This window comes from Iodobacter sp. (assembly GCF_025352645.1).
Taxonomy (GTDB): domain Bacteria; phylum Pseudomonadota; class Gammaproteobacteria; order Burkholderiales; family Chitinibacteraceae; genus Iodobacter.
This window is the reverse complement of record NZ_JANXSO010000035.1, coordinates 37,335-62,938: the sequence shown is the minus strand read 5'-3', so window position 1 is coordinate 62,938 and position 25,604 is coordinate 37,335. Positions and strand designations below refer to the sequence as shown.

Sequence of the window (25,604 nt, the reverse complement as noted above, 5' to 3'; positions counted from 1 at the left end):
TTGATCCAGCGCGTCGGCCAGTCCTGTCGCAGTTGCTTTGCCGCAAGTTGCAATGAGGAAGTCGGTATAAAGTTCAAGTTCTTTAAGTTTCATGTTGTAAGGTTAACGGATTCGGGCTTTGGGTGCGTAACATCAGTTAATAAAAAAAACCACTCAATTATTTAGGAAAGGAAAGCCCAATATTTCACCCACCCTGCGAATCACTAACCGTGACTTTTTGCAAAAGTGCGCATGTATTCACATAAAACCCGTACGCCTTCGATCGGCATGGCGTTGTAAATGGAAGCACGCATCCCGCCAACTGAACGATGGCCCTTTAATTGCAATAAGCCAGCGGCCTTAGCGCCCGCCAAGAAATCATCGTCTAATTTTTCATTTTTCAAATTAAACGGCACGTTCATGCGCGAGCGAAACGGTTTATCCACAGGGCAGTGATAAAAACCATTCGATGATTCGATGGTTTCATACAGCAAAGAGGCTTTTTCAATGTTTTTTTGCTCAACTGCCGCCAGCCCACCTTGATTCAACAACCATTTAAATACCAGCCCTGCCACGTAGATACCAAATGTAGGTGGCGTGTTGTACATGGATTCGGCGTCGGCATGCACGCTGTAATCCATCATGGTGGGGGTATTGGCGCGGGATTTACCCAGCAAATCTTCCCGAATAATGGCGATACAAAGGCCAGACGGGCCAATATTTTTTTGCGCACCGGCGTAAATCAAGCCAAATTTAGAAACATCCATAGGACGGGATAATATGGTTGACGACATATCACAAATCAGCGGCACTTCGCTTTTTGGGATTTCAGCAAACTCAACACCACCAATGGTTTCATTGGCGCAGTAGTGCAAAAGGCTCGCTTCTTTAGAGCGTTGCCAAGTAGATTCGGCAGGCACATAGCAAAAGTTGCGATCTTCGCTTGAGGCAATCACATTGACCTTGGCAAACCGCTTCATTTCTTTGATGGCAATTTTGGACCAGTGACCGGTATTCACCACATCAATCGTGCCGTTTTCGGGCAGCAAGTTAAGCGGAATCATGGAGAAATGCAGATGCGCTCCGCCTTGCAAAAACAGCACTTTATAATTTTTAGGAATACCCAGTAGTTTTCTAAGGTCGGCTTCGGCCTCATGGATAATCTGGGTGAATTCTTTACCGCGATGGCTCATTTCCATCACGCACATGCCCGAGCCGTGCCAATCGGTTAGCTCTTGTTGCACAGTGAGCAATACTTCACGGGGCAAAACGGCGGGGCCGGCAGAGAAATTATAAATCTGAGTCATGGCGTTGATCCCTTAGGCAAGTAGAAAATGGGCGCGGGCAACCGCGACTGGCTTGCTACGATCATCCTGCCAAGCCGTCATCAGCACATTGGCGACGCGCTTACCTTGGCGAATAATCTCACACTGGCCGTAAAGCTCCGCTGGCCGCCCAGTGCGTAAATAATCAATAGAAAAATCAATAATCTTTGGTACGCTTTGCGCCTCAGAGGCCCACATCACGTGCAAAATAGCGGCGTTTTCTAAAAAGCCACCAATCACACCGCCATGCAATGCAGGCAAGATGGTGTTGCCAATATTGTGTTTTTGAAACGGCAAGAAAAACAGCGGCTGGCCATCTTGTTCGCGGCTTTGAATACCCAGCAATTTGGCATAAGGCACGGCATCAACCGCGATAGAAAGCGATGCAAAATCAGTAATAGGCGGGCTCATGCGGCCACCTTGCGGGCTAATCGCCCAGAAACACCATTAAGCACCTCAAGCGTGATTAAATTCATGACACCACCTCGCGTGCAGAATTGCGCATAAAGGTTCCTACGCTATAGGCAATCGGATCATGAATATCATCCTGATAAGCCGTGGCACGGGTAAAGGCGATCTGCTTAGTGAGTTTATAGCACTCGGCAGTACAGTAAATGGGAAAATCAGGCTTGGCTGGGCGCAAATAATCGAGGCGTAAATCCAAGGTGGCTATAGCTTCCAGCTCGGTCAGCATGGTGTAAATGGCACCAGCGCTGGTTGAATCCACCAAAGAAGTGACAACGCCACCGTGAATCACCCGCGTTGCGGGGTTGCCAATCAGCTCATCTTTAAACGGCAGACAAACTGTCATGCTGCCATAGTGTGCGTCACCAAATTTAAAGCCCAATATTTGGCAATGCGGCAGGGTCATAAACCAGTCAGAGATTTGTTTAAATAATGCAGGTGATGCGATCGGCTTTTTTTCGCTCATTGCTCATCCCTTAGTTTTAAAAGCATCCACACACAACACTGGCCTGTCATGCAGGCCAGTGTTGTATTGCGATAAAAACAATTACTCGCTATCTGGAGCATCGCCCTCAGCAGCAGGTGCATCATCCGCTACCGCGGGGGTTTCTGTGTCGGCTGCATCAACAGCAGGCACTTCACCCTCTAGCAGCTCTTCATCACCTTCAAGATCATCGTCTGAATCGGTTTCGCATACTTTTTCGAGACCAGACAAATGCTCGCCTTCATCCAGATTAATCAAGCGTACGCCCTGTGCGGCGCGGCCTGTTTCACGGATTTCAGCCACCTTGGTACGAATCAGCACACCACCCGTTGTGATCAGCATCACATCATCGCTATCTTCAACCAGCGTTGCCGCAACGAGCTTGCCGTTACGATCGCCGGTATCAATGGCGATCACGCCTTGCGTACCACGGCTAGTGAGGCGGTAATCGCCGACTGGCGTGCGCTTGCCATAACCGTTTTCGGTTGCAGCCAGCACTTGCTGATCGTCGCGCTCGGCCACCAGCAAGGAGATCACTTTCTGACCTTCTTGCAGCATCATGCCGCGCACACCAGTAGCAGTACGGCCCATGGCACGCACATCGCCTTCGTGGAAGCGTACTGATTTACCTGCGTCAGAGAACATCATGATTTGATCGCCACCGTGCGTTAGCTCAACGCCAACCAGGTAGTCGTCCATATCCAAGCCAACCGCGATAATGCCTTTCTTCATTGGGCGTGAGAAATGCACCAAAGATGTTTTCTTCACGGTACCCATTGCGGTTGCCATAAAGACAAACTGATCTTCGGTGAACTCTTTAACCGGCAGAATGGCGCTGATTTTCTCGCCATCTTGCAATGGCAAGAGATTAACAATCGGCTTGCCACGGCTATTACGACCACCCTGTGGCACGTTGTAAACTTTCAGCCAGTACACGCGGCCATGCGATGAGAAGCACAAGACATAATCATGGGTATTCGCCACGAATAGCTTGTCGATGAAATCGTCTTCCTTGGTCGCAGCGGCTTGTTTACCACGGCCACCACGGCGTTGTGAGCGATATTCATCCGCTGGCGTGGCTTTCATATAGCCACTGTGCGTCAGCGTCACCACCATATCTTGCGGCGTAATCAAGTCTTCTAAGCTGAGATCTTCGCCGTAGGCAATGATTTCGGACTTACGCACGTCACCAAACACGGTTTTGACTTCGTTCAACTCAGTGACGATGATTTCGGAAACGCGCTCTTCACGCGCTAAGATATCGAGTAAATCGAGCACTTTTTCCATCACATCGCGGTATTCAGCCACGATCTTGTCTTGCTCAAGGCCAGTCAGGCGCTGCAAACGCAGCTCCAAGATAGCTTGAGTTTGCACATCGGATAAACGATAGCCATCGGTCAAGCTAAAGCCAAATTCGAGCGCCAAGCCATCTGGGCGCGATGCGCTGACATCGGTGCGGCTGAGCATTTCTTCAACCAGCTCGGAGCGCCAAGTGCGGCTCATCAAGCTCACTTTTGCTTCCGCTGGCGTTGGCGCAGCTTTAATCAAGGCGATAATTTCATCGACATTGGATAATGCAACCGCCAAGCCTTCCAGAATATGGCCGCGTTCGCGTGCTTTACGCAGCTCAAATACGGTGCGGCGCGTCACCACTTCACGGCGATGACGCAGGAAGCATTCCAGCACCTGCTTGATATTCAATAAGCGCGGCTGGCCATCGACCAGTGCCACCATATTGATACCAAAGCTGTCTTGCAGCTGAGTGTGCTTGTAGAGATTATTTAAAATAACCTCGGCCACTTCACTGCGTTTAAGCTCAATCACCACGCGCATACCGGATTTATCCGATTCATCACGGATTTCGGTAATGCCTTCTATGGTTTTCTCGCGAACCAGCTCAGCAATACGCTCCAAGAGGCGCGCTTTATTGACCTGATACGGCAGCTCATCCACGATGATGGCCTGCTTATCGCGGCTCACATCTTCGAAGTGAGTGCGTGCACGCATAATCACGCGGCCACGGCCCGTGCGATAACCCTCACGCACACCGTGAATACCATAAATGATACCGGCAGTCGGAAAATCAGGTGCGGGGATGATGTCAATAATCTCATCAATGGTTAGCTCTGCATTAGCCAGCAAGGCTAGGCAGGCATCAACCACTTCGGTGAGATTATGCGGCGGAATATTTGTCGCCATCCCAACGGCAATCCCCGACGAGCCATTAATCAACAGATTAGGCACGCGAGTAGGCAGAACTGTAGGTTCGAGTTCTTTTTCGTCATAGTTTGGGGTGAAATCGACGGTTTCTTTGTCGATATCCGCCAACAACTCGGATGAAATTTTTTCTAAACGACACTCTGTATAACGATATGCAGCGGCAGAATCGCCATCAATCGAGCCAAAGTTACCTTGGCCATCAATGAGGGGATAACGCAGGGAAAAGTCCTGCGCCATCCGCACGAGCGCCTCGTAGGCGGCGCTATCGCCGTGCGGATGATACTTACCGAGCACGTCACCAATCACGCGGGCACACTTCACATAGGAGCGATTCCAAACGTTATTGCTTTCATGCATTGCAAACAGAATGCGGCGGTGTACCGGCTTTAAGCCATCACGAACATCGGGCAATGCGCGTCCCACGATTACACTCATCGCGTAATCGAGGTAAGAGCGGCGCATTTCCTCTTCGAGACTTACCGGGATTGTTTCTTTGGCAAAGTTTTCGAGCATTAGATAGGGGCCGGGGCGTCATGTAATACGCACCACGCGTTTTTGACGACGGTGGTGCCGTTGCAATGCCACAACACATTAGTTGCAGCACGCGCGTTCGATCATCAAGTGTACCACGGGGGCGTAGATGCTCCAATTGACCCCATGCTTGAAGTGTCTCTCCACAACAAAATAGACACATTGCGGCAAAAATTACAGCCTTACTATTTGCCGCAAGCATTGTGAAACCATTAGAATGCAGCACGTGTATGGAAAAAAAGCCTTGACGGTTCCTCTCGCGAGGCTTATCCAGAACCTACAAGCAATATAAATATCAGCTTGCTAAACGATTTTCTAGGAGATTAAAAATGCTGTCGATCAAGCAATCCCTGACACGCCTTGCCGTTGTTGCTGCCTTAGGTGCTATGAGCACTGCTGCATTTGCTGGCGTAGAAGCTTACACACAGAATGCAAACACCACAGGTGGTGTTGTTAAAAATGGTATCGGCGAATGCTGGCGTACAGGCACATGGTCTAAAGAAGCCGCAAACGTTGAAGGTTGTGATGGCTACGTTAAACCAGCTGCTGTAGTTGCTCCAGTTGTTGTTGCTCCAGCTCCAGCTCCGGTTGTTGTTGCTGCACCAGTAATCAACACTAAGCACTTCACACTGAAATCAGACGTTCTGTTTGATTTCAACAAAGCAAGCCTGAAGCCAGCTGGTAAAGATGCTTTAGACAAGCTGTACGACGAAGTTAAAGCAATGGACCCTAAAGACGGCCAAGCTGTTGTAATTGGTTACACTGACCGCATTGGTTCAGACAAATACAACCAACCACTGTCTGAAAAACGTGCAAAATCTGTTGCTGATTACCTGATTACTAAGGGTGCTCCAGCAGGCCAAATCAAGTTTGAAGGCCGTGGTAAAGCAGAGCCAGTTACTGGCGACACATGCGGTAAAATCAAAAAACGCGCTAAGCTGATTGAATGCCTGTCCCCAGATCGTCGTGTTGAAATCGACATCAAAGGCACAAAAGAAGTGATCACTCCAGCTAAGTAATCCTTAGCCACGGCAAAAAGCCCCGCCAGTGCGGGGCTTTTTTCTATTTAACTTGAGCTTGGAGAAGCCCAATGCGTCAACTTGCTCTCACCCTTTTGCTAATACTGACGAGCCAAATCGCCTTGGCAGACGCGGCAAACAGCCTTAAAGACTATCTAAACAATACCAAATCGATGCAAGCAAGCTTTAAACAAGTTGTGAGCGATAGACAAGGCAAAACACAAACCAGCAGTGGTATTCTTGCCATCCAACGCCCAGGTTTGTTTCGCTGGATGTCACAAAAACCTTTCGAGCAACTCCTGCTTGCTGACGGTAAACAATTTTGGGTTTACGATCCAGACTTAAAACAAGCCATTGTTAAAGATATTGGCAAGGCTCTAGAAAGTAGCCCTGCGGCGCTGTTGGCGGGTAATAATCAATTTGAACGCCTCTACACCCTCAATGCACTCCCCAACAAAGACAATATCGAATGGCTAGAGGCCAAGCCTAAAAAAGCAGACAACTCCTTCGACACCATCAAGCTTGGCTTTAACCAAGGTCAGCTTACGCAGATGGAACTCCACGACCATTTTGGGCAAACCACCCGCATCTACTTTAGCGATATAAAAATCAATCCTAAAATTGATGCTAGTCAGTTTCGCTTCACCCCACCAAAAGATGCCGATGTAATTCGTGAATAAACACAAACATTCTTTTTTACCTACAAAATGCACGTAAAACACACATAAATCCGCATCATTTACACGTTTGTTTTTTGTGTTTTATGTAAAAAACATGTGCTTGATATCAGTTAACCATCGCTAGGTATGCCATTTCAGTGAGTGATTTATTTTCCAATCTCGGCAAAGGACATATCCCACTTGCCGAGCAATTACGCCCAAAAACCATAGACGAAGTCGTTGGCCAGCAACATTTACTCGGCACCGGCAAGCCACTAGCGGCCGCTATTTTAGGCAGAAAACTGCATTCCATGATTTTATGGGGGCCACCTGGCGTTGGCAAAACCACCCTCGCCCGCCTATTATCCGGCGCCTTTGATGTAGAATTTATTGCACTTTCGGCGGTTTTTTCTGGCGTAAAAGATATTCGCGCAGCAATGGAAGAAGCCGAAAACCACCGCAGCATGGGGCGGCACACCCTACTATTTGTGGATGAAGTGCACCGTTTTAACAAGGCCCAACAAGACGCTTTCTTACCCTTTGTTGAATCAGGCCTTGTCACTTTTATCGGCGCAACCACCGAAAACCCTTCATTTGAAGTCAACTCCGCCCTCCTTTCCCGCGCTCAAGTTTATGTTTTAAACACGCTATCAGAGGCCGAGCTGACCGAATTACTACTACGGGCCTGTCAAAAATGTCTGCCAGAGCTGACTTTTGAGCAGTCGGCCATCGATACCCTCACTGGCTTTGCCGATGGCGATGCGAGGCGCTTACTCAATTTAATTGAGCAATCTGCCACTGCAGCACTGGCCGCCAAGCGTGTACAAATTGATGCAGCCTTTTTAAGCGACACCCTCACCCTCAACGCCCGACGTTTTGACAAAGGCGGCGACTCGTTTTATGACCAAATATCCGCGCTGCATAAATCAGTACGCGGCTCCAACCCTGATGGTGCGCTGTACTGGCTGACCCGCATGCTAGATGGTGGCTGTGACGCACGCTATTTATCACGGCGTATTGTACGTATGGCTTGGGAAGACATTGGCCTTGCCGACCCACGCGCCATGCAGATCTGTAACGATGCTGCCACAACGTTCGAGCGCCTTGGTAGCCCAGAAGGTGAGCTAGCCCTCGCCCAAGCCGTAATTTACCTTGCCATCGCCCCCAAATCTAACGCGGGCTACTTGGCCTATAAAAATGCCAAAGCACTCATCGCCACAGACAAGAGCCGCGAAGTCCCCATACACCTACGCAACGCCCCCACCAAGCTAATGAAAGAGCTTGGTCATGGCAAACACTACCGTTATGCACACGACGAACCAGAAGCCTATGCCGCGGGGGAAAGTTATTTGCCTGAGGGTTTAGAAGACGTGCACTTTTATGAGCCGACGCCACGGGGGCTAGAGGCCAAAATTGCCGAGAAACTACGCCACCTTGCCGAGCTAGACGCCGCATGGCTAAAGCTAAATAAAATGTAGCTTAGGCACGATTTTATGCCCAGCCTGCGCATCAACTTAAACCGTTGCCATAACAAAATACGGCATTGCATCAAGATGCATCTTTTTGTTGAGAGCGGGTGCAGCCCTCGTGCTTTTGCGGCACGAAAAAGATCTTTTCAACCTTGCTTAGCGCCCATGGGGCCTAGGACAGGTTAAAAGCTTGTGTCTGGACCATCCATAGCTCGGCAGACACACCACTAAGCCTCAAATCGATCACCAACTTGAGCCTTGGCATACCAAGCAAGTAATGCAGGAACAAGCTCCTCGCCATCGGCAGGGCCCCATGCGGCAAAGTCTGCTTCAGCAATCGGCTGATATGGGCCGTGCTTGACTTCAAAAATCACCCCACCCTGATCCAAAGACAATACCGCATGCCATACCCCCGCTGGGGTTTCTAATACAGCAGCTTCTGCCCCTAAAACACAACGCTCAATCACATAGCCTGCTTCATCAAAATGCAACACGACAAATCGCCCCGCCAAAGGATAGAGCAGCTCCCAAGTATGCGGATGGCGATGCGGGCGCACCAAGGTATCTGGCTCCATCGCAATCGCCAGCCGTTGAATGGGGTCGGCTAGCTCGGCATGCATATTTAGATTGGCACGACGGCGTGGCGAGGCCTGCGCCGCATCAGCAAGCTGGGCGATATGGGCTGGGGTAATTTGTTTCATCGTGATTTACTCAGCAGCCGCAACAACGCGAATCAAAATTGCATCACCCACCTGCACCACTTGGCCAGCACGAATTTTGCACGCCTTACGCAGCTCTTGCTGCCCATCCACCTGTACATCCCCCGATGCCACAATCATCTTGCCTTGCCCACCAGAGCTGGCAACATTAGTGATTTTGAGTAGATTATGCAGCTCGATAAATTCATTACTCAGTTCTACTTCAAATTCTTGCATTTCATGATCTCTTATTTTAATGCCCAATTAAGGGCTGGAATGATACCCGTTTCTTAATAATTATTTTTAAAACTTCACCCGGTATAAACCAAACCAGCACGCAAGCGCCGTACAATACCTTGCAAATCCAGAGCATGATCGGCCTCTAATTTAGAGGCTAAAAATAATAATTTAATCCAATTTATTTTATGATTTTCATCATTACTTGCAAATACAATCACGTTATAGCTATTAAATGCACGGCAATACCATATACGGCCATTAAAGATGCGCTTTAAGCGTTCTAAATAAATACTTAATTTAGCATCCGTGCCCCATAAATTAATCACTAATACACCTTGCTCTGAAAGCGCCATTCGGCAATGATCGTAATAAGATTCACTTGCCAGCTCGGCAGGTAGGCCCTCTTTGTTATACGCATCCAGCATAATCACATCGGCACTGGCTAAACCATCGGCCATATATTTAACCGCATCTGCTTGAATAATTTCAAATCGCTGATTATCTTTCGGAATAAAAAATTCATTACGCAGCGCAATCACTTCATGGCTTATTTCTAAGGTAGTGACTTTACATTCAGACAAATGCCGATAACAATATTTAGGCAAAGACCCACCCCCTAATCCTACAATAAGCACATGGGCAGGCTGAGCGTTAAATAATAAAAATCCCATCATCGTTTGCGAATAACCCAATGCCAAAACATAAGGATCATCGAGATCCATCGCACTTTGTGTCGATTGCTCATCAAAATGCAAAGACTTAAGACCATTTACTGTCGTAAGATAAAGGTCTTGCTCTAAATATTCAGGAATTGCGGTCATTAACTATGCCTAAAGAATTACCCACGCAGAATAAGCCATGGTTTTTATACCTGATCGAATGTCAGGATGATTCAATTTATACAGGAATCACCGTTGATGTAAAAAAACGCTACTCCGCACATGTTAGCGGCAAAGGCGCCCGCTATACGCGCATCCGCCCACCACAAAAATTATTGGCCGTGATTGAATTTAAAGACCGCGCTAGCGCTGCCAGCAGCGAGTACACCATCAAGCAATGGACGGCCGCACAAAAACGCGCTTTTGCGCAAAAACACAGCTTGAGTTAGTTTATGGCTGCTCGTCTTGCTCAACCCGCTCGCGAATATGCACTGATCTTGCCAATAGCATCAATAAACCAGCCAAAACCATTAAAGCCGGAATCGCCAGCTTTAAGCCTAGGCCATGATAATCTTTAAGATACACGGCAAACCCTGTCGCAATCAGCATAGGGGCGGTCACAACACTAGATTTATTAATCCCTTCAAAAGCCAGTACAGCCACACCTGCAGCAATCAAGCCCAAAATAATTAAGGTGCCCATTTGCGGCATAAGCTGCAGCTCATTCACCAGCCAGCCCGCACCAATTGCAATTAATACAATAGGAAATGCTACACTGCGTTGCGTCATGATTTGACCTCCATTTTAAAAATTTCGCCCACAAAAAAATATAAACTCACGAGCAAATGCACATTGGAATCGAACTAGCCTATACCAGCGCTACTTGCTGCGCCCCTACGCGTTTATATTCCTAAACGTTGACCATCTCAAACAAATAAAAAAATGAGCAAGAGACATCATCAAGATAAAAAGTATAAAGTGAATCAAGCTCCCATCATGCGTATTACATTTTTTTTTAATACGCTTAGTGTTTCTAACCCGCCAATCATTGTAATTTGCTAGTGCTTAGCTATAAGACAAGCCCATTACTTCGCGCACATCGCGCATCGTATCTCTAGCCATATCACGAGCAGCTTCACAGCCATCTGCCACAATACTTTTAAGCAAGGTGGGGTCTTCAACATAGGGCTGGGCACGCTCAAACATGGGCTTTTGCTCCGCAACAATCCCATCAATCACCGGCTGCTTACACTCAATACAGCCAATCCCTGCACTTTTACAGCCTTCTACCACCCACTGCTGCACCGCCTGATTTGAGTACACCTGATGCAGCTTCCACACAGGGCAACGCTCAGGATTACCGACATCGGTGCGGCGCGCACGCGCTGGATCAGTTGGCATTTGCCTGATTTTTTTTGCCACAGAATCAGCATCTTCGCGCAGACCAATGGTATTGCCGTAAGACTTAGACATTTTTTGCCCATCTAAACCAGGCAAACGGGGCACGCTAGACAGCAGCGGCTGCGCCTCGGGCAAGATCATTTTGCCACCGCCCTCTAAATAACCAAATAAGCGCTCTCGATCGCCATAACTTAAATTTTGAGTATCTTGCAATAAAGCTCTAGCAGCCTCTAATGCTTCAACATCGCCACCCTGCTGGTAGCGAGTGCGTAAATCATCGTAAAGCTTGCCTTTTTTGCCGCCAATTTTTTTAATCGCAGCTTCGGCTTTTTCTGCAAAGCCGGCTTCTTTGCCAAAGACATGGTTAAAACGCCGCGCAATTTCCCGCGTCATTTCAATATGCGGCACTTGGTCATCCCCAACTGGGACTAAATTACTACGGTATAACAAGATATCTGCGGCCTGCAGCAGCGGATAGCCTAAAAAGCCATAGGTATCCAAATCTTTATGGCTCAGATTCTCGATTTGGTCTTTATAGCTGGGCGCACGCTCTAGCCACGAGAGCGGCGTTACCATAGAAAGCAACAAATGCAGCTCCGCGTGCTCTGGTACACGGCTTTGGATAAAAATAGTTGCCTGTGCAGGATCGACCCCAGCGGCAATCCAATCAATCACCATATCCCAAACGCTTTTCTCTATCTCGCCAACATCATCATAATTAGTTGTGAGCGCATGCCAATCGGCCACCATAAACAAACAGGGATGTTCACTCTGTAGCTGCACCCAATTCTTGAGCACACCATGATAATGCCCAAGATGTAGCTTGCCAGTGGGGCGCATGCCGGAGAGAACTCGATCGGGGAACATCGCAAATCCTATAAAGAGAAAAACCTAATATAAACTAGACAATAAAATGCACTAAGCGGTAAGCCAGCGCAATAAAGGGAGCCATAATACCGCTTAATAACCCTGTTGCTAGCAAGCCTATTAAAACAAACATACCATAAGGCTCAACACGGGCCAGCTTTGCGGCCAAATGATTGGGCAAGACCGATAGCAACATCCGTCCCCCATCAAGCGGTGGGATGGGAATAAGATTTAGCACCATTAACACCACATTAATACTAATCCCCGCTTGGGCCATATACGCCAAGGGTAATTGAAACGAGTTGCCATCTAAGCCTTCGGCCAATTTAAATAGCAACCCCCAAATAATCGCCATCACAAAATTAGAAGCTGGCCCCGCCGCGGCCACCCACAACATATCGCGTTTAGGATTATTTAAACGGCTAAAATCAACTGGCACGGGCTTAGCCCAGCCAAATAAAAATCCACCAGGCAGAATAAGAAAAATAAGCGGCAATAAAATTGTGCCAATAGGATCAATATGCTTTAAAGGATTGAATGTCACCCGCCCTAATAGATAGGCAGTTGGATCACCCAATTTTTTAGCCACAAAGGCATGGGCGGCTTCATGTGCAGTAATCGCAAACAAAACCGGCAACGCCCAAATGGCGATTTTTTGAATCAAATTGAATTCCATTTAAATCCTTAGCAAAAAGTAGGTGGGCAAAAAAAGCTCAACACGGCGCACTGGCAGTGCCATCTAACAGCCTGTCAAACCTCGCATCGATCGCGAGCAAGAGATGCAACAATGCTAAAACACGCCTAATCTACAAGCCCAAAGGCGCTAGGCTACCCTTGCCTTCTCGTAGCAGCTCGGCACTTTCACTGGATAAATCCACCACGGTCGTTGGCTCTATACCGCAATAACCACCTTCAATCACCAAATCAACATCATGCTCAAGGCGATCACGAATCTCCCACGCATCCGTCATGGCCTCTTCGTCACCGGGTAGAATCAATGTAGAGGATAAAATCGGCTCACCCAATTCTTCTAGCATTGCTAAGGCAATGGGATGATCTGGCACACGCAGGCCAATGGTCGATTTTTTAGGGTGCCAAACGCGGCGCGGCACTTCTTTGCTGGCTTCTAAGATAAAAGTATAGCTACCCGGCGTGGTGGCTTTAAGAATGCGATACACCCGATTATCAACTTTAGCATAGGTGCCAATTTGCGATAAATCGCTGCAAACCAAGGTGAAGTGATGTTTATCATCCAGCTGACGAATGCGCTTAATCCGCTCTAATGCGTCTTTTGAATCCAGCTTACAGCCAATGGCATAACAGGAGTCGGTGGGATAAACCACCACCCCACCCTTGCGGAGAATATCAACGGCTTGCTTAATTAAACGGGCTTGCGGGTTTTCTGCATGAATAGAAAAAAACTGAGACATTATTTAACCTACTGAAATTGGAGAATGCATTGCCTCTGGCGGCAACCAGCGATACCAAACCGGTACGCAATCCATAGGGAGATCTGGGTTTAAACCAGGCTCACGCGCACCTTCACCCGTGGCGTGATAATCCGTACCACAAGAGGCCAAAAAGCCAAATTCCTGTGCCAAGCGGCCAAAGCGGGCGGCATCTGGAATACCATGGCAGCCAGAAACCACTTCAATGGCCTGCCCACCTAAGCGTTTGTATTCGGTGAGCAAGACACGCAAGGTTTCATTGCCCATTTCATAGCGGGCTGGGTGGGCCAAAACGGCGATGCCGCCTGCACCCGTAATCCATTCGATCGCTTCGTGCAAACGCGCCCACTCGTGTTCTACAAAGCCTGGCTTGCCCCGCACCAAATAGCGTTTAAACACCGTGCCCATATCTTTACATACGCCGGTATTGACCAAATGCCGCGCAAAATGTGCGCGGCTTAAAATAGCGGGGTTATCGGCGTATTGCTGCGCCCCTGCTAAAGTGCCATGAAGACCTACTTTATCTAGCTCACGCGCCATGCGCTCGGCACGCTCGCCTCGGCCAGAGCGCACAGTGGCAAGCCCTGCGAGCAGCGCCTCATTATGGCGATCAAACCCTAGGCCAACGATATGCAGAATATGCTTACCCCAGCTCACTGAAATCTCTACGCCATTGATAAACTTCATCCCCAGAAGCGCTGCTTCGTCCTCTGCCTCGGCCAAGCCACGGGTTTCATCATGATCGGTAAGTGCAAATAACTGACACCCCCGCGCATGCGCTTTACGCACCACTTCGCGCGCAGGCAGCAAGCCATCGGAATGGTTTGAATGGCAATGTAAATCGACGGGGGTCATGCTTTTTCCTTGTTACAACACACTTTCAAATAACAAATGGTCCATAAAATACACCAACATAAACCTGAAGTATTAGTCGCCTTGCAGGCTCTTTAGCATTTTTCGTGGACTAAAAATTCTAATAGATACATCTAACAATAGTTACGCCGGAAACACACCGGTCGAAAGATAACGGTCTCCGCGATCACAAACAATGGAAACAATCACTGCGTTTTCTACTTGTTGTGATAATTGCAGAGCCGCCGCCAGCGCACCGCCGGATGAAATCCCAGCAAAAATGCCCTCTTCACGGGCAAGCCGGCGCGTGGTTTCTTCTGCCAGCGCCTGATTAACTTCCATCATCCGATCTAACTTAGAAAAATCACAGATAGCAGGCACATAATCCACGGGCCATTTACGAATGCCAGGTATTTGCGCGCCATCGCAAGGCTGAACACCCACAATTTGCACGGCTGGATTTTGTTCTTTTAAATAACGCCCAGTGCCCATAATGGTACCGGTAGTACCCATGCTGGAAACAAAATGAGTGATACGGCCCTCTGTATCCTGCCAGATTTCCGGCCCAGTGCTTTGGTAGTGAGCAAGCGGATTATCTGCGTTGGCAAACTGATCTAACACAAGGCCTTGGCCTTTTTTTACCATTATTTGCGCCAAATCACGGGCGCTTTCCATGCTTTCTTCCAAAATTACTTCCGCACCGTACGCTTTCATGCTTTGCACACGCTCAATGCTAGCGCTTTTAGGCATGATCAAAATCATGCGATAACCCATGACCGCTGCGGCCATTGCAAGGGCAATACCGGTATTTCCTGAGGTAGCTTCAATTAAAGTATCACCCATTTGGATATCTCCGCGAGCCGCTGCGTGCCGAATCATGGATAATGCGGGCCGGTCTTTAACTGATCCGGCTGGGTTATTGCCTTCGAGCTTTACTAAAATAATATTACTGGTGTCACCAGGCATCCGTTTCAAACGCACTAAGGGTGTATGTCCGACGAAATCTTCTAAATACTTAAACATGCAAGGCTCCATTCTTCTTGTTTTGATTATACCTGCCACGCCATGCAAGCACACTTGCCAATATGCAGCCACACGCTGGCAAATGAATCGCCATTATTAATAAGGTTTTACCGTAAATTGTTTTTAAAACAGGAAACACATAATGAGTAACACATCCCGCGACGGCTTCACCTCAACCTTTGGTGTGCTCGTTGCCACCTTGGGCTCTGCCGTTGGCCTTGGCAATATTTGGAAGTTTCCTTATCTCACGGGTACGAATGGTGGGGCCAGTTTTTTATTGGTGTATATCATAGCCACACTATTAGTTGGCTTACCGGTTATGGTGACTGAAATCATGCTGGGGCGAGCGTCTCGCGCTAATGCCATTACCACCTTTGAGAAATTAGCCCCCAAAGGGCAAGGCTTCTGGAAGCTTATTGGCTTTATGGGGATTGCGGCTGCCGTTTTAATTCTGGCCTTTTACACTGAAGTAGCAGCTTGGGTCTTTGCCTATATTTTTAAAGCCCTATCTGGGCAGCTAAGCTCAATTGATCCGGCCCATACCAAAGCTGTATTTGGCGAGCTAGTGGCCAATCCACGGTCTGCCCTTATCTGGCAATGGATTGTACTTGGCTTTACCGGTGCAATTATTATGTGCGGCGTTTCCAAAGGCATTGAGGCCGTTAGCAAAAAGCTCATGCCGGTGCTGTTTTTATTACTGATTGCACTATGTATCCGCAGCCTGACTTTACCCGGCGCAATGCGTGGCCTTGAATTTTTATTCACGCCTGATTTTAGCAAGATTAATGCAGGCGTTATTTTAACGGCAGTCGGGCTGGCATTTTTTAAGCTATCCATAGGCATGGGGACCATGCTCACTTACGGCAGCTATTTCCGTGCTGAGCAAAATATACCGCTCACCGCCACCCGCGTGATGTTTGCTGATTTAACCGTATCTTTACTCGCGGGGATCGCTATTTTTCCAGCAGTATTTGCTTTTGGCTTTGAACCTGCTACAGGCCCATCGCTGGTTTTTATTACTATTCCAGCCGTCTTTCATAGCATGCCAGGCGGTAGTATTTTTATGGCCTTATTCTTTATTCTGACGGCGATTGCAGCAACAGGGGCCATTCTTTCTATCATGGAAGTGCCTGTTGCCATGCTGATTGAACGTTGCAACTGGAGCCGTAAAAAAGCCACGGTCATCAGCCTATTAACGATTGCCCTCTTTGGCCTACCCGCTGCATTATCCCAATCGTTAACTGCAAATTGGAAACTATTTGGCTTAAACACATTTGATTTATTTGACTATATCAGCTCAAATATTTTAATGCCTGTCGGTGGTATTTTAATTTGTATCTTTGCAGGCTGGTCTTATGGCTTACCCAAACTTAAAGAAGCACTATCCAATGGTGGTACATTAAACAATCAAGCGCTGATTAAAGTGCTGTTTATTTTACTGCGCTATATTGCACCGCTCTTAATCGGCATTATTCTTTTAAACGGTTTTGGTTTAATTTAAGCCACGGCAGGCACTGACGGGTGCTCTACCCGTCAGTATTATCCATCTAACTGCACATTAAGTGGGCCAGCTTATTTTTCTGGCTAATACCGCAATCATCAAAGCCCCCAGCGCCACAAAAGCCAGCCCCCAACCCAGATTACTCATCTGCGCGATAAAGCCAATTAAAGGCGGGCCCATTAAAGCGCCTATCGAGCCCATCGTTGTAACCGCAGCTAAAGCCACTGCCCCCTGCCTTGCCGCAGCCATATACACACACGGTGATACCGCCGCCACCCCCAAACCCACCAAGGCAAAGGCAAGCAAGGCCGGAACAATGCCGCCCATGGCCAAGCCTAATAACAATCCTGATCCAGCAACGGTACTGCCCACCAATAAAAGCTTGCGACTACCCCAACGAGTACGCCAACCATCCCCAAACCAACGCGCCAATAGCATGGCTCCAGAAAAACTCGCCAAGCCCAAAGGAGCTAGCCATTGTTCTGCTTGTAAATCATTACGTAAATAAAGTGCAGTCCAATCAACCATCGATCCTTCTACGATCGTACCAAATAAGGCCGTTAAACCCAGCAACACCGCCATACCCGTTGGCAAAGCAAAGCGCTTGCCACGGGCCATAGACTGCTGAGTCCGATCTGCCAAGAGCCTCGATGAAGCCCACAACACCGTTGCCCAAATCAACACGGCAACAACACATAAATGTAAGGATAAATCGGGTGAAATACTGCTTAGCAAAGAAGCAAACAAAGCCGCAGCTAAGCCGCCCAAGCTAAATACGGCATGTAATCTAGACATAATCGGCTTGCCGTTTTCTAGCTCCACTGCCACGCCCTGTGCATTCATGGCTACATTTAGGCAGCTATGCGCTACCCCCTCAAAAGCCATAATCACCAAGGCAAAACTATAACTTGGCGCAAAAGCCAGCGCGGGCAGCACCAAAGGCAAGGCCAGTCCTGCGCCTAGACACACTTTTTTGGAGCCAAAGCGTTGCAAAACATAAGTGGTAACAGGAAAAGAAAACACCGCACCTAAACCTGCGGCCAAGAGCAAAAAGCCGACTTGTGCAGCATCTAAATGGAGTTGTGATTTGATAGCAGGTAAGCGCGAAGCCCAGCTACCATAATTAAAACCAAGGGCAAAGAAGAGCGCTGCAACAGCATAAGTCGCAGTTTTTAAGTGATGGCGAAGCATGGGATGGGATTACTCGGGCTGATCGTCGACTAGGGGCGGTAAATCAAAAACAGGCGCAGTCGCTGTTTCTCCGCGTTCCAAATGATAAACGAAGGCCAGCAATTCGGCGATAGCTCGATAAAGTTGCGGGGGAATATGTTGATCTAGATCCACTTGCATCAGCATCGCCACCAACTCAGGCGATTCATGCACAAACACGCCCGCTTCTTGGGCGCGTTCAATAATCCGCTCAGCCAGCAAGCCTTGGCCTTTTGCAACGACACGGGGGGAATTACTACCTTGCTGGTAAGCCAGCGCAACAGCTTGCTGGCGACGGCTATCAGGATGCTTACGTGACATTCACAGACTCAGCATTAACCACCACCAAGCTGGACGCCAAAGTTAAACCAGCGGCCTCAAAGCGGTTTTGCAGATTCTTAGTTTCTGCACGAATTTTTTCTGCCGTTTGGGCCGACGCCTCAAAGCGCAAAGCAAATTCACCGTTATGCAGAACCGCCACAATATTTAAGCCACCCAGTGCGGGAAGCTGAAGGTTTAGCCGTGTTTGCCAACTACGCTGCTCTTCATCTTGCCCTCTACCCGCTTGGCGCTCGTTTTCGCTTTCGACTTCCCAGCGCAATGGCTGACCAGGCCACGCTTGCCCTGTCCAAACAACGGGGCGCTGCTCGAGCACATCCAGCTGCTGCTGCACCAAACTACGTAAAGCGGCATCTGGTGCTTGTGCCGCTTTCTCAGCTAGCTGTGTGTCTTTAGCCAGAAGCGTACTGTTTGTTTTATCCGTGTTCTCTGTTTTAGCTTCTGTGCCATTCGCTGCAGGCTTAGCTAAGCCTGCTTGCGGTTCTCTTAATAGTGATTGCAATGGCCGTTCACCATTTACCCACTCAGCCTGATGTGATTCATAAAATAAACCACTATCGGCCAGCCCTTGCGAGAGCTTAGCGGCCAATTTTTCTGTATCAGGAGCACCATCAAACAATGCTGCAGCAGAACTCAATTGAGCTACTTCGGGCTTAGCCTCACCTTTGCCAAGCAAGGAAGCCAAAAAGCGAGCCCCTTGGCTTAAGGCCATTTCTTGTGGCAAAGCTGGCTGCGCGCCAGCGCCAGTCAAAGTAAAGGTTAGCTTAGGATTGCCCGTTACCACGGTAAGATCTAGCTTTTCACCAGGCTCGGTATTTCTAGGTAAATTAAGATCAAGCAGCTGATCTTTAATGAGCACGGCATAGCGCCCGTTTGGCAGTAGCCCAGTGACCGTTGCCTGCACCCGCTCGCCCACGGTATAGCGCACATCGTCTGGTGCGATGCGCGTAACCTCAACCACCCCCTCCTGTGCTTTGAGGTAGTGCTGAACTAAGCTGATCGGGCTAGAGCCGGGAAGCATAATGATCTTTTAAACAAGGCAAGAGGCGCGCAAAGTGCACCTCGCCTCTTGTGATTGAATATGCCAGCAAGGGCGCTGGATTGGTGCAAAGCCGGAATGCATGCTTATCTCTGCGTACTAGAGCGATAAAGCGCAACGATTAAATCAGCTTCCCCACGTGAAATACCACACTGATGCGCCACGCTATTTGAATCTGCTCCAAGCTTTGCCAAGCGAATAGCATGGCTATAGGGACTTTCTTGATCGCCTTCCATAACCAATTCAGTAGAAGAACTGGTCCACTGGGTTTGAGAGGCAGCCAAGCGCAGTTTGAGAGCATCCATCTCAAATCGAAGCTGAGCAATTTCATTACGCAGCTTATCCATCTCTTGAGGGTCTTGGCCTACCCCGCGATGCATGGATGCTTTACGCATAAATAAAAGCAATTCAGCCACATAAAATAAAATCAAAATCAGGCTGATATAAAGTAGCTGTACCCAAGTAATGACGATGCCATTCATAAGACGATCTCCCCTGCCGGGGCGGGCAGGCTATTATTAGACGTCATACGCGCGCTGTAGTTTTCCAGTGTTATGCATATTTTGCAGAAGCGTCGCCAGCTCACCGCGCTGATTGACTGCCATTTGCTCTATCTCTTGCACTTCGCTGTTACATACTTGCAAAATTGCAGCGAGTTGTTGCTGCTCTAAGCTTGTTAACGCGCCCCATTCAATCATAGGCAAATTCGAGCTTAATTCTGCAAATAATTGAGCATGCACCAACATATTATCCCAGTCTTCAGCCTTGGCTGTGAGTAACATTTGAGTGGTGCATGCCTTTAAATTGGAATAGACGGAAAAATACTTAGATACGCCCATAACTTAAGTTACTCCGCTCTTGTTCATCACGCACTACAGCGGGCGTTTCGTTCTCAACTTTGCTAAACCCAATAGATAACCATGCGTCTTTTAATTGGCCTAACAAATTCAACATTTCATCCAATCGTTCAGGCGTGTTATTAATATTAGCCTGCAATAATTCAAAACTAATATAGTCATACAGAGAGTCTAAATTTTCAGCCAACTCACCGCCATTTTCTTTATCTAAAGCCAGCCGCAAACCATCTTCTATAATTGCAATAGCCTTTGAAATTGCCGCACCTTTTTGTGCAATCAGGCCCTGTTGCATGTAAATCTTACCCAATTGAATGGCTTTAATCGCACCTTCAAATAAAAGCACAATAAGTTGATGGGGACTGGCTGATTCTACAACCATGTCGAGGCTGGTTTGCCCATAAGCAGAAATTGCTTTTTTAACCGCACTCATAACAATAACTCTCTAAAGTAATTCGAGAAATACCGGCCCATTGTAACAAGCCTTATTTAATAAACTAAGCAGCCAACTTAATAAAAAACAAAGTGTAAATTTAAATTAAGAACTACACTTTATACTCATAAAAATAAAGCACTTATTTTGGCAAACTTGCAAGCTGTGCCGTTAAATTACTACTTGTATTTCTCATAGTAGCAATAGCAATATCCATCGCCGTAAATTGCTTACGATAAAGAGCCTCAGTGGCATCATATTGGCGATTCATCCGAACTCGTTTTTCGCCTAGTTGAGCAATGCTATTGGTAACCCCTTCTGTTTGCTTCGCCACCAGCCCCGTTCGATCTTTAACCATGCTATCAAGTAATTTATCTAGGGCAAAAGCCACGCCACGGTTAAAGGAAACCGAGCCATAATCTCCTTTTGTGCTCGCCGTCACAATTAAACTTAAACCTTCACTGGCCCCTGTACCTGTTAAAGCTTGCCCAGACCCCTTGGCTTTTTCACCGCCAATCAAGCCCTCCACATCCGCTCCTGCGGTATAGGTATAACCAACGGTTGGGCCAGAAGACGTATCAGAATATCCACCAATGACTAGACCTAAAGTTGCCGCAGAAGTGCTCGTGGTTGAGTTACCCACTCCTGTAATTTTAATTTTTGAATCTTTCCCATATAGGCCGGAGGATAAATCAAACTGACTAGTTGCTTCATTAAAAGCGACGCCTACAGTTTTGCCTGCTTTAACCAAGGAAGTATCACTATTAATTTTTGACTGCATTTCTGCCGCCAAATCCGCCATCGTGGCATAGCTACCTTTACCCAGCGTAATAATTTGACTATTCACACCATCGACGGAAACCAATAATGTTTTATTATTTTCATCAATGGTAATAGGCTTAGGAGCAGAAGCAACACTTAAAGCCATTGAGTCTTTTTGAATCGTTGCAGGCGAGCCAGCAATTGTTCTTTCACGGCTAATATCAAAGTTTTTATTCAATTTATTGAATTCAACTTTAATAGTATCTGTGCCAGAGGTAAACAAAGTTAAATCAGCTTCAATTTTAGATTTAATTTGGGCAGCCAAACTTTCTGTTGTGTAATCATTATTATCAATGGCAATACTGGCACTGACTCCACCTAAAGTGACATTCTTAGTATTATTTGTTGCATCAACTTTAAGAAACGAAAGCGCAGAGCCGCTATATTTTGCTTGGCTAGCAGGGGTAGTCACCTCAACCGCATATTTACCCGATTGAGTTGCCAAAGATCCAGCCAAAAAGGTAACTTGATTGCTACTGGAAATACCATTGACCGTAAATAAATTGGCAACATCCCCAGGGTGGCTTGCAATAGCCACCTGTAATTTTGCCTCATTAAGTGATAAATCACCCTTAGGTGTCGCTCCACCAATAATTGTGCCTTTAGCATCAGTTTGATAGCCACTAAATGAAACACCAATATCACTCAGTGATTTAAAATAGCTCCCTTCACCCTGCATTTCATTTACTACTGCGCGCATTTGATTTTGAATAGAACGAATAGCTGAATCACCATTGAGCGGTGCAGCTTTAGCAGAGGTCGTTGCATTACCAGGTGTATAACTTGAAACGTCTTTGAGCGTTTTGTTCAATTCATTATAAGATTTAATAAAACCTTTAATAGAATCTTTAAGCCCAGATAAATCTGAACCAATCGTAATCGTGGTCGGCGCAAGCGTGGTTGCACCGGTACTAGTTGGTGAAGAAACTTTAGTTAAATTAATGGTTAAACCTTGAATAGCATCCGTTACTGAATTAGTAGGCTTGCTAACATTAATACCATCAATTTTAAATTTAGCGTCTTTCGCTGCCTGAGTTTCAATTAAATTACGCGCTCCTGCCGGATCGTAAGCCAATACAGACAACCCTGCAGTGTCCGTGCTATTGCCATCGGCATCAATGACCGATACTTTTATTGAGTTCTCAGCACCAGAATCTTTACTGGTTAAAACTAAGCGACTGCCGGTACCATCATTTAAAATACTGGCACTTACACCTTGATTAGCGAGATTAATTGCATCACGCACCCCTGCTAAGGTATTGTTTTTGGAAGTAATGTCGATAGAAAACGAAGGTTTTTTTGCATTGGCAGTAAAAGTGTCATCGCTTGTAGCATCCGTATCATGCTTATCAACCGTGCCTAGTTGAATTGTAAGCGTACCCGTACCCAAGCCCGTATTAATACTGCTAAAGGCATTTGATGTGAGTTTTTGATTTTGAGCTAACTGTGAAACTTCTAGACTATACGAGCCAGGCTGAGCAAGGCTATTCGATGTAACGGTTGCAATCGATGAATCAGCCAACGTAGCCGTTGTACTTCTGAACGTTTGTACACTGGAGAGGTTTTTTAGTGACGTTTGAAACGCAGACAAAGCACTTTTTACAGAGCCATAGGCAGATATTTTAGCTTGGTAGGATGCTTCTTTAAGCAGTAAATCTTTTAATGGCGCTTTTTCAGCAGTCATTAGCTTATCAATCAAGCCCGATAAATCCATCCCTGAACCTGAGCCTAAAGAAGAAATTCCAGCCATGATAGCCTCCCTATTTATGTATTCAATATATCGGCCAAACTAGACACGATCTTTAATTAAAAGCCCCTGAAATCGATCAATTGCCTTTGCAATAGAAATGGCTTCTTCGCTTGGGAATTGTCGAATCACTTCTTTTGTTTTGGTATCAATTAATTTGACAATAGGTAGCTTAGTTTCTTCTTCAACAGAGAACTGCAAGCTATCAGAAAAACCTTGAACCGCTTGATTTAACTTCTCTACAGCCTGCTTCACTTCTTTAGCGTCCGCTGCGGGTTTAAGTGCCTGTACCGCATCAGGACTCACTTTAACCGGCTCTGCACTGGCTACCTTTACCTGCTCACTAGAAGGCGGAGGCACATCATGAAAGCGTTCACTAACACTTTTTGCCGCAACAGCGGGTACAAGCTGCGATGTTGATTGAATATCCATGATACACCTTCCTGTAGAAACGCCCCAGCAACGCGAGTTTGCCGGGGCCTTGACTCATTTAAGCCTAGCTTAAACTTAACCGCGCAGCAAACTTAGCACTTGGTTTGGTAGGGCATTCGCTTGGCCTAACATCGCTGTACCTGCTTGTTGCAAGACTTGAGCTCGGGTCAGCGCAGCAGTTTCACTTGCGAAATCTGCATCTCTAATCCGACTACGCGCTGCGCTCATATTCTCTGACGTTGTGGCCAGATTATTAATCGTAGCAGTGAAGCGGCTTTGCAGCGCACCAAACTTAGCACGTTGGTCATTTACTGTCGACAAAGCGTCATCAACCACACGTAAAGCTTGGTTAGAACCTTCAACCGTTGAGATATCTAACTTTTCAACTGTTTTCAGGGTGGATGCATAAGCTGCACCGCTGGTTAAAGCTGTTGTGGTAGAAGTTCCACCTACCGCCAACACACCTGAAGCAAAACTAGCACCGCTGGTTGTTACAGAGTATGAGTTAGTAGAGTTCAGTACGATCTGACCACCGAATGTCACCACGCCCGATCCAGCCGCAGAGGTAGACAATGCACCAGCCTGACCACTGGATCTATACTGAATAGCACCACTGGAATTGGTTACATCCATATCCCACTTAGTTACGCCACCACCAAACCCGCTGACGTTGCTTGGATCATTACTCAGTGCAATATTTGAGCCATCCGCAGCAGTTAGCTTCAATGCATATTGAGTGGTTTTAGAAGAATCTTGGAAAGTCGCTAGCTCAGCGGTAATCCCTGTCTTAGAAGACTTGGCATTAAACGCCTGAATCGCTTGCGAATACTCATCGGCTTCAATTTTGCCGTTGTTATCCAAGTCATTCACGTTAAATGATACGGATTCAAATGTGCTGCTTTTTGAAGCGGCAGTTAAGCTGTATGTACCAGAGGCCAAACCTAAGTTGACTTCAGTACGTGCAGTGGCGGTTACACCTGTTCCGGCGGCATTAATTTTATTGGCAATATCTTTTGCCATATCTGTACCAGAAACAGAAATATTAGTGCCGTTAATACTGAATGAGCCAGAAGAAGTTACCGCAGCACCATCCACATTAACCGTACCCGTAGCACCCGCTGTTACAGATGTAGAGCCAGAAACAGAGTTGGTTGTTGCATAATTGCCAGTACCATTACCCACACCCATCTGGTAAGTGCCGTACTGGTTGGTACGCAGGTTTGCAGTATTAGCCGTAATCGTTTGGTTAGTATTTGCACCCACCTGATATGTAGCTGCAGTAAAGCTACCATCAAATAATTTTTGACCGTTAAAATCGGTAGATGTTGCAAAACGGTCTAGCTCTGACACTAACTGTGTTACTTCAGAGTTGATCGCCAAGCGGTCATTTGAAGTGTTGGTGGCATTGGCAGACTGAACAGCCAGCTCACGTACACGTTGTAAAATATCGCCCATCTGACCCAAAGCGCCTTCACCCGTTTGCGCAAGCGACACACCATCGTTGGCATTGCGCTTGGCTTGATCCATACCACGGATCTGGGAAGTGAAACGCTCTGAAATTGCCAGACCCGCTGCATCGTCCTTGGCACTATTAATACGCAGACCCGAGGACAAGCGTTGCAGAGAATTGGTTAAGCTCATTTGCGAGGTACTTAAATTTCGCTGCGCATTGAGTGATGGTACGTTGGTGTTAATGACTTGAGACATGGTACTTCCCCTTGCTTGTCCTGGAATCGGTGCTTAGTGTTTCAGGCATATAAGTAAGCCCTTGTATGCTTTATCGGAAGAGCACCGATAAACTTGAGGACTATTTGTAATCTTTTTTCAATCACTAACAACAAGCAAAGCCAATGAGGTTTGTTGCCACCACGCAAAAACAAACCTCATAC

At 47.2% G+C, this 25,604-nt stretch carries 27 protein-coding genes; 5 read left to right on the top strand and 22 right to left on the bottom strand.

Features of this window, described 5'->3' with window-relative positions:
* Positions 1-203 precede the first annotated feature (203 nt).
* The 4 genes from serC to gyrA form a co-directional block, all read right to left on the bottom strand.
* Entirely contained in the window at positions 204-1,286 is a 1,083-nt protein-coding gene (gene serC, locus Q0R17_RS04490) for a 3-phosphoserine/phosphohydroxythreonine transaminase (RefSeq protein WP_293932507.1), read from the bottom strand.
* 12 nt (positions 1,287-1,298) lie between these two features.
* Positions 1,299-1,715, bottom strand: coding sequence for a PaaI family thioesterase (locus Q0R17_RS04485; protein ID WP_293932505.1), 417 nt, complete (start codon positions 1,713-1,715; stop codon positions 1,299-1,301).
* Positions 1,716-1,776: 61 nt separating this feature from the next.
* Positions 1,777-2,235: a PaaI family thioesterase gene (locus Q0R17_RS04480; protein ID WP_293932503.1), complete on the bottom strand. Its 459-nt coding sequence runs from the start codon at positions 2,233-2,235 to the stop codon at positions 1,777-1,779.
* 81 nt (positions 2,236-2,316) lie between these two features.
* Complete coding sequence (gene gyrA, locus Q0R17_RS04475; RefSeq protein ID WP_293932501.1) at positions 2,317-4,986, bottom strand: DNA gyrase subunit A; 2,670 nt, start codon at positions 4,984-4,986, stop codon at positions 2,317-2,319.
* A gap of 347 nt (positions 4,987-5,333) precedes the next feature.
* Between gyrA and Q0R17_RS04470 the strand changes: the two genes are divergently transcribed.
* The 3 genes from Q0R17_RS04470 to Q0R17_RS04460 all read left to right on the top strand — a co-directional run bounded on the left by Q0R17_RS04470 (position 5,334) and on the right by Q0R17_RS04460 (position 8,160).
* Complete coding sequence (locus Q0R17_RS04470; protein ID WP_293932499.1) at positions 5,334-6,023, top strand: OmpA family protein; 690 nt, start codon at positions 5,334-5,336, stop codon at positions 6,021-6,023.
* Between the two features lie 71 nt (positions 6,024-6,094).
* Positions 6,095-6,703 carry an outer membrane lipoprotein chaperone LolA gene (gene lolA / locus Q0R17_RS04465; protein WP_293932497.1) on the top strand — a complete coding sequence of 203 codons (609 nt, stop codon included), beginning with the start codon at positions 6,095-6,097 and terminating at the stop codon, positions 6,701-6,703.
* Positions 6,704-6,840: 137 nt separating this feature from the next.
* A complete protein-coding gene (locus Q0R17_RS04460) occupies positions 6,841-8,160 on the top strand; it encodes a replication-associated recombination protein A (protein ID WP_293932495.1) in 1,320 nt (439 codons plus the stop codon).
* A gap of 218 nt (positions 8,161-8,378) precedes the next feature.
* On the opposite strand, the gene Q0R17_RS04455 is transcribed toward Q0R17_RS04460, so the two are convergent.
* The 3 genes from Q0R17_RS04455 to Q0R17_RS04445 all read right to left on the bottom strand — a co-directional run bounded on the left by Q0R17_RS04455 (position 8,379) and on the right by Q0R17_RS04445 (position 9,910).
* Complete coding sequence (locus Q0R17_RS04455; protein ID WP_293932493.1) at positions 8,379-8,852, bottom strand: WbuC family cupin fold metalloprotein; 474 nt, start codon at positions 8,850-8,852, stop codon at positions 8,379-8,381.
* 6 nt (positions 8,853-8,858) lie between these two features.
* Positions 8,859-9,086, bottom strand: a complete 228-nt coding sequence (locus Q0R17_RS04450; RefSeq protein WP_293932491.1) for an RNA-binding S4 domain-containing protein — start codon at positions 9,084-9,086, stop codon at positions 8,859-8,861.
* Positions 9,087-9,160: 74 nt separating this feature from the next.
* Positions 9,161-9,910: a transferase spermidine synthase gene (locus Q0R17_RS04445; protein WP_293932489.1), complete on the bottom strand. Its 750-nt coding sequence runs from the start codon at positions 9,908-9,910 to the stop codon at positions 9,161-9,163.
* 5 nt (positions 9,911-9,915) lie between these two features.
* On the opposite strand from Q0R17_RS04445, the gene Q0R17_RS04440 reads away from it, so the two are divergent.
* A complete protein-coding gene (locus Q0R17_RS04440) occupies positions 9,916-10,197 on the top strand; it encodes a GIY-YIG nuclease family protein (protein ID WP_293932487.1) in 282 nt (93 codons plus the stop codon).
* A 1-nt stretch (position 10,198) separates the two neighbouring features.
* On the opposite strand, the gene Q0R17_RS04435 is transcribed toward Q0R17_RS04440, so the two are convergent.
* The 6 genes from Q0R17_RS04435 to cysM form a co-directional block, all read right to left on the bottom strand.
* Positions 10,199-10,537, bottom strand: coding sequence for a hypothetical protein (locus tag Q0R17_RS04435; protein WP_293932485.1), 339 nt, complete (start codon positions 10,535-10,537; stop codon positions 10,199-10,201).
* 276 nt (positions 10,538-10,813) lie between these two features.
* Complete coding sequence (locus Q0R17_RS04430; protein WP_293932483.1) at positions 10,814-12,016, bottom strand: tryptophan--tRNA ligase; 1,203 nt, start codon at positions 12,014-12,016, stop codon at positions 10,814-10,816.
* Between the two features lie 34 nt (positions 12,017-12,050).
* The gene (locus tag Q0R17_RS04425) at positions 12,051-12,692 is read right to left on the bottom strand and encodes a site-2 protease family protein (protein WP_293932481.1); all 642 of its coding nucleotides are present in this window, start codon (positions 12,690-12,692) and stop codon (positions 12,051-12,053) included.
* A gap of 130 nt (positions 12,693-12,822) precedes the next feature.
* Positions 12,823-13,446, bottom strand: a complete 624-nt coding sequence (locus Q0R17_RS04420; protein WP_293932479.1) for an L-threonylcarbamoyladenylate synthase — start codon at positions 13,444-13,446, stop codon at positions 12,823-12,825.
* Between the two features lie 3 nt (positions 13,447-13,449).
* Entirely contained in the window at positions 13,450-14,319 is an 870-nt protein-coding gene (locus Q0R17_RS04415; protein ID WP_293932478.1) for a 3',5'-nucleoside bisphosphate phosphatase, read from the bottom strand.
* A gap of 141 nt (positions 14,320-14,460) precedes the next feature.
* Positions 14,461-15,339 carry a cysteine synthase CysM gene (cysM, locus tag Q0R17_RS04410; protein WP_293932476.1) on the bottom strand — a complete coding sequence of 293 codons (879 nt, stop codon included), beginning with the start codon at positions 15,337-15,339 and terminating at the stop codon, positions 14,461-14,463.
* Between the two features lie 142 nt (positions 15,340-15,481).
* Between cysM and Q0R17_RS04405 the strand changes: the two genes are divergently transcribed.
* The gene (locus Q0R17_RS04405) at positions 15,482-16,840 is read left to right on the top strand and encodes a sodium-dependent transporter (RefSeq protein ID WP_293932474.1); all 1,359 of its coding nucleotides are present in this window, start codon (positions 15,482-15,484) and stop codon (positions 16,838-16,840) included.
* A 57-nt stretch (positions 16,841-16,897) separates the two neighbouring features.
* On the opposite strand, the gene Q0R17_RS04400 is transcribed toward Q0R17_RS04405, so the two are convergent.
* From Q0R17_RS04400 to Q0R17_RS04360, 9 genes are all read right to left on the bottom strand, one after another.
* Entirely contained in the window at positions 16,898-18,031 is a 1,134-nt protein-coding gene (locus Q0R17_RS04400; protein ID WP_293932472.1) for an MFS transporter, read from the bottom strand.
* Positions 18,032-18,040: 9 nt separating this feature from the next.
* A complete protein-coding gene (locus tag Q0R17_RS04395; protein ID WP_293932470.1) occupies positions 18,041-18,370 on the bottom strand; it encodes an EscU/YscU/HrcU family type III secretion system export apparatus switch protein in 330 nt (109 codons plus the stop codon).
* Positions 18,360-19,409: a flagellar hook-length control protein FliK gene (locus Q0R17_RS04390; protein WP_293932468.1), complete on the bottom strand. Its 1,050-nt coding sequence runs from the start codon at positions 19,407-19,409 to the stop codon at positions 18,360-18,362. The genes Q0R17_RS04395 and Q0R17_RS04390 overlap by 11 nt, the downstream gene beginning before the upstream one ends.
* Positions 19,410-19,513: 104 nt before the next feature.
* Positions 19,514-19,909 (bottom strand): DUF2802 domain-containing protein, encoded by a 396-nt coding sequence (locus tag Q0R17_RS04385; RefSeq protein ID WP_293932466.1) that lies wholly within the window; start codon positions 19,907-19,909, stop codon positions 19,514-19,516.
* Between the two features lie 36 nt (positions 19,910-19,945).
* Positions 19,946-20,266, bottom strand: a complete 321-nt coding sequence (locus tag Q0R17_RS04380; RefSeq protein WP_293932464.1) for a hypothetical protein — start codon at positions 20,264-20,266, stop codon at positions 19,946-19,948.
* Positions 20,253-20,714: a flagellar export chaperone FliS gene (gene fliS, locus Q0R17_RS04375; protein ID WP_293932462.1), complete on the bottom strand. Its 462-nt coding sequence runs from the start codon at positions 20,712-20,714 to the stop codon at positions 20,253-20,255. The genes Q0R17_RS04380 and fliS overlap by 14 nt, the downstream gene beginning before the upstream one ends.
* A 142-nt stretch (positions 20,715-20,856) precedes the next feature.
* Complete coding sequence (gene fliD, locus Q0R17_RS04370; protein ID WP_293932460.1) at positions 20,857-23,286, bottom strand: flagellar filament capping protein FliD; 2,430 nt, start codon at positions 23,284-23,286, stop codon at positions 20,857-20,859.
* 39 nt (positions 23,287-23,325) lie between these two features.
* Positions 23,326-23,715, bottom strand: coding sequence for a flagellar protein FlaG (locus tag Q0R17_RS04365; protein ID WP_293932458.1), 390 nt, complete (start codon positions 23,713-23,715; stop codon positions 23,326-23,328).
* A 75-nt stretch (positions 23,716-23,790) separates the two neighbouring features.
* Positions 23,791-25,422, bottom strand: a complete 1,632-nt coding sequence (locus Q0R17_RS04360) for a flagellin (protein WP_293932456.1) — start codon at positions 25,420-25,422, stop codon at positions 23,791-23,793.
* Positions 25,423-25,604 lie beyond the last annotated feature (182 nt).

Excerpts from the sequence above, each read along its gene's own strand:
- serC (WP_293932507.1), bottom strand. The coding sequence starts at position 1,286 with ATGACTCAGATTTATAATTTCTCTGCCGGCCCCGCCGTTTTGCCCCGT.
- Q0R17_RS04485 (WP_293932505.1), bottom strand. The coding sequence starts at position 1,715 with ATGAGCCCGCCTATTACTGATTTTGCATCGCTTTCTATCGCGGTTGAT.
- Q0R17_RS04480 (WP_293932503.1), bottom strand. The coding sequence starts at position 2,235 with ATGAGCGAAAAAAAGCCGATCGCATCACCTGCATTATTTAAACAAATC.
- gyrA (WP_293932501.1), bottom strand. The coding sequence starts at position 4,986 with ATGCTCGAAAACTTTGCCAAAGAAACAATCCCGGTAAGTCTCGAAGAG.
- Q0R17_RS04470 (WP_293932499.1), top strand. The coding sequence starts at position 5,334 with ATGCTGTCGATCAAGCAATCCCTGACACGCCTTGCCGTTGTTGCTGCC.
- lolA (WP_293932497.1), top strand. The coding sequence starts at position 6,095 with ATGCGTCAACTTGCTCTCACCCTTTTGCTAATACTGACGAGCCAAATC.
- Q0R17_RS04455 (WP_293932493.1), bottom strand. The coding sequence starts at position 8,852 with ATGAAACAAATTACCCCAGCCCATATCGCCCAGCTTGCTGATGCGGCG.
- Q0R17_RS04450 (WP_293932491.1), bottom strand. The coding sequence starts at position 9,086 with ATGCAAGAATTTGAAGTAGAACTGAGTAATGAATTTATCGAGCTGCAT.
- Q0R17_RS04445 (WP_293932489.1), bottom strand. The coding sequence starts at position 9,910 with ATGACCGCAATTCCTGAATATTTAGAGCAAGACCTTTATCTTACGACA.
- Q0R17_RS04440 (WP_293932487.1), top strand. The coding sequence starts at position 9,916 with ATGCCTAAAGAATTACCCACGCAGAATAAGCCATGGTTTTTATACCTG.
- Q0R17_RS04435 (WP_293932485.1), bottom strand. The coding sequence starts at position 10,537 with ATGACGCAACGCAGTGTAGCATTTCCTATTGTATTAATTGCAATTGGT.
- Q0R17_RS04430 (WP_293932483.1), bottom strand. The coding sequence starts at position 12,016 with ATGTTCCCCGATCGAGTTCTCTCCGGCATGCGCCCCACTGGCAAGCTA.
- Q0R17_RS04425 (WP_293932481.1), bottom strand. The coding sequence starts at position 12,692 with ATGGAATTCAATTTGATTCAAAAAATCGCCATTTGGGCGTTGCCGGTT.
- Q0R17_RS04420 (WP_293932479.1), bottom strand. The coding sequence starts at position 13,446 with ATGTCTCAGTTTTTTTCTATTCATGCAGAAAACCCGCAAGCCCGTTTA.
- Q0R17_RS04415 (WP_293932478.1), bottom strand. The coding sequence starts at position 14,319 with ATGACCCCCGTCGATTTACATTGCCATTCAAACCATTCCGATGGCTTG.
- cysM (WP_293932476.1), bottom strand. The coding sequence starts at position 15,339 with ATGTTTAAGTATTTAGAAGATTTCGTCGGACATACACCCTTAGTGCGT.
- Q0R17_RS04405 (WP_293932474.1), top strand. The coding sequence starts at position 15,482 with ATGAGTAACACATCCCGCGACGGCTTCACCTCAACCTTTGGTGTGCTC.
- Q0R17_RS04400 (WP_293932472.1), bottom strand. The coding sequence starts at position 18,031 with ATGCTTCGCCATCACTTAAAAACTGCGACTTATGCTGTTGCAGCGCTC.
- Q0R17_RS04395 (WP_293932470.1), bottom strand. The coding sequence starts at position 18,370 with ATGTCACGTAAGCATCCTGATAGCCGTCGCCAGCAAGCTGTTGCGCTG.
- Q0R17_RS04390 (WP_293932468.1), bottom strand. The coding sequence starts at position 19,409 with ATGCTTCCCGGCTCTAGCCCGATCAGCTTAGTTCAGCACTACCTCAAA.
- Q0R17_RS04385 (WP_293932466.1), bottom strand. The coding sequence starts at position 19,909 with ATGAATGGCATCGTCATTACTTGGGTACAGCTACTTTATATCAGCCTG.
- Q0R17_RS04380 (WP_293932464.1), bottom strand. The coding sequence starts at position 20,266 with ATGGGCGTATCTAAGTATTTTTCCGTCTATTCCAATTTAAAGGCATGC.
- fliS (WP_293932462.1), bottom strand. The coding sequence starts at position 20,714 with ATGAGTGCGGTTAAAAAAGCAATTTCTGCTTATGGGCAAACCAGCCTC.
- fliD (WP_293932460.1), bottom strand. The coding sequence starts at position 23,286 with ATGGCTGGAATTTCTTCTTTAGGCTCAGGTTCAGGGATGGATTTATCG.
- Q0R17_RS04365 (WP_293932458.1), bottom strand. The coding sequence starts at position 23,715 with ATGGATATTCAATCAACATCGCAGCTTGTACCCGCTGTTGCGGCAAAA.
- Q0R17_RS04360 (WP_293932456.1), bottom strand. The coding sequence starts at position 25,422 with ATGTCTCAAGTCATTAACACCAACGTACCATCACTCAATGCGCAGCGA.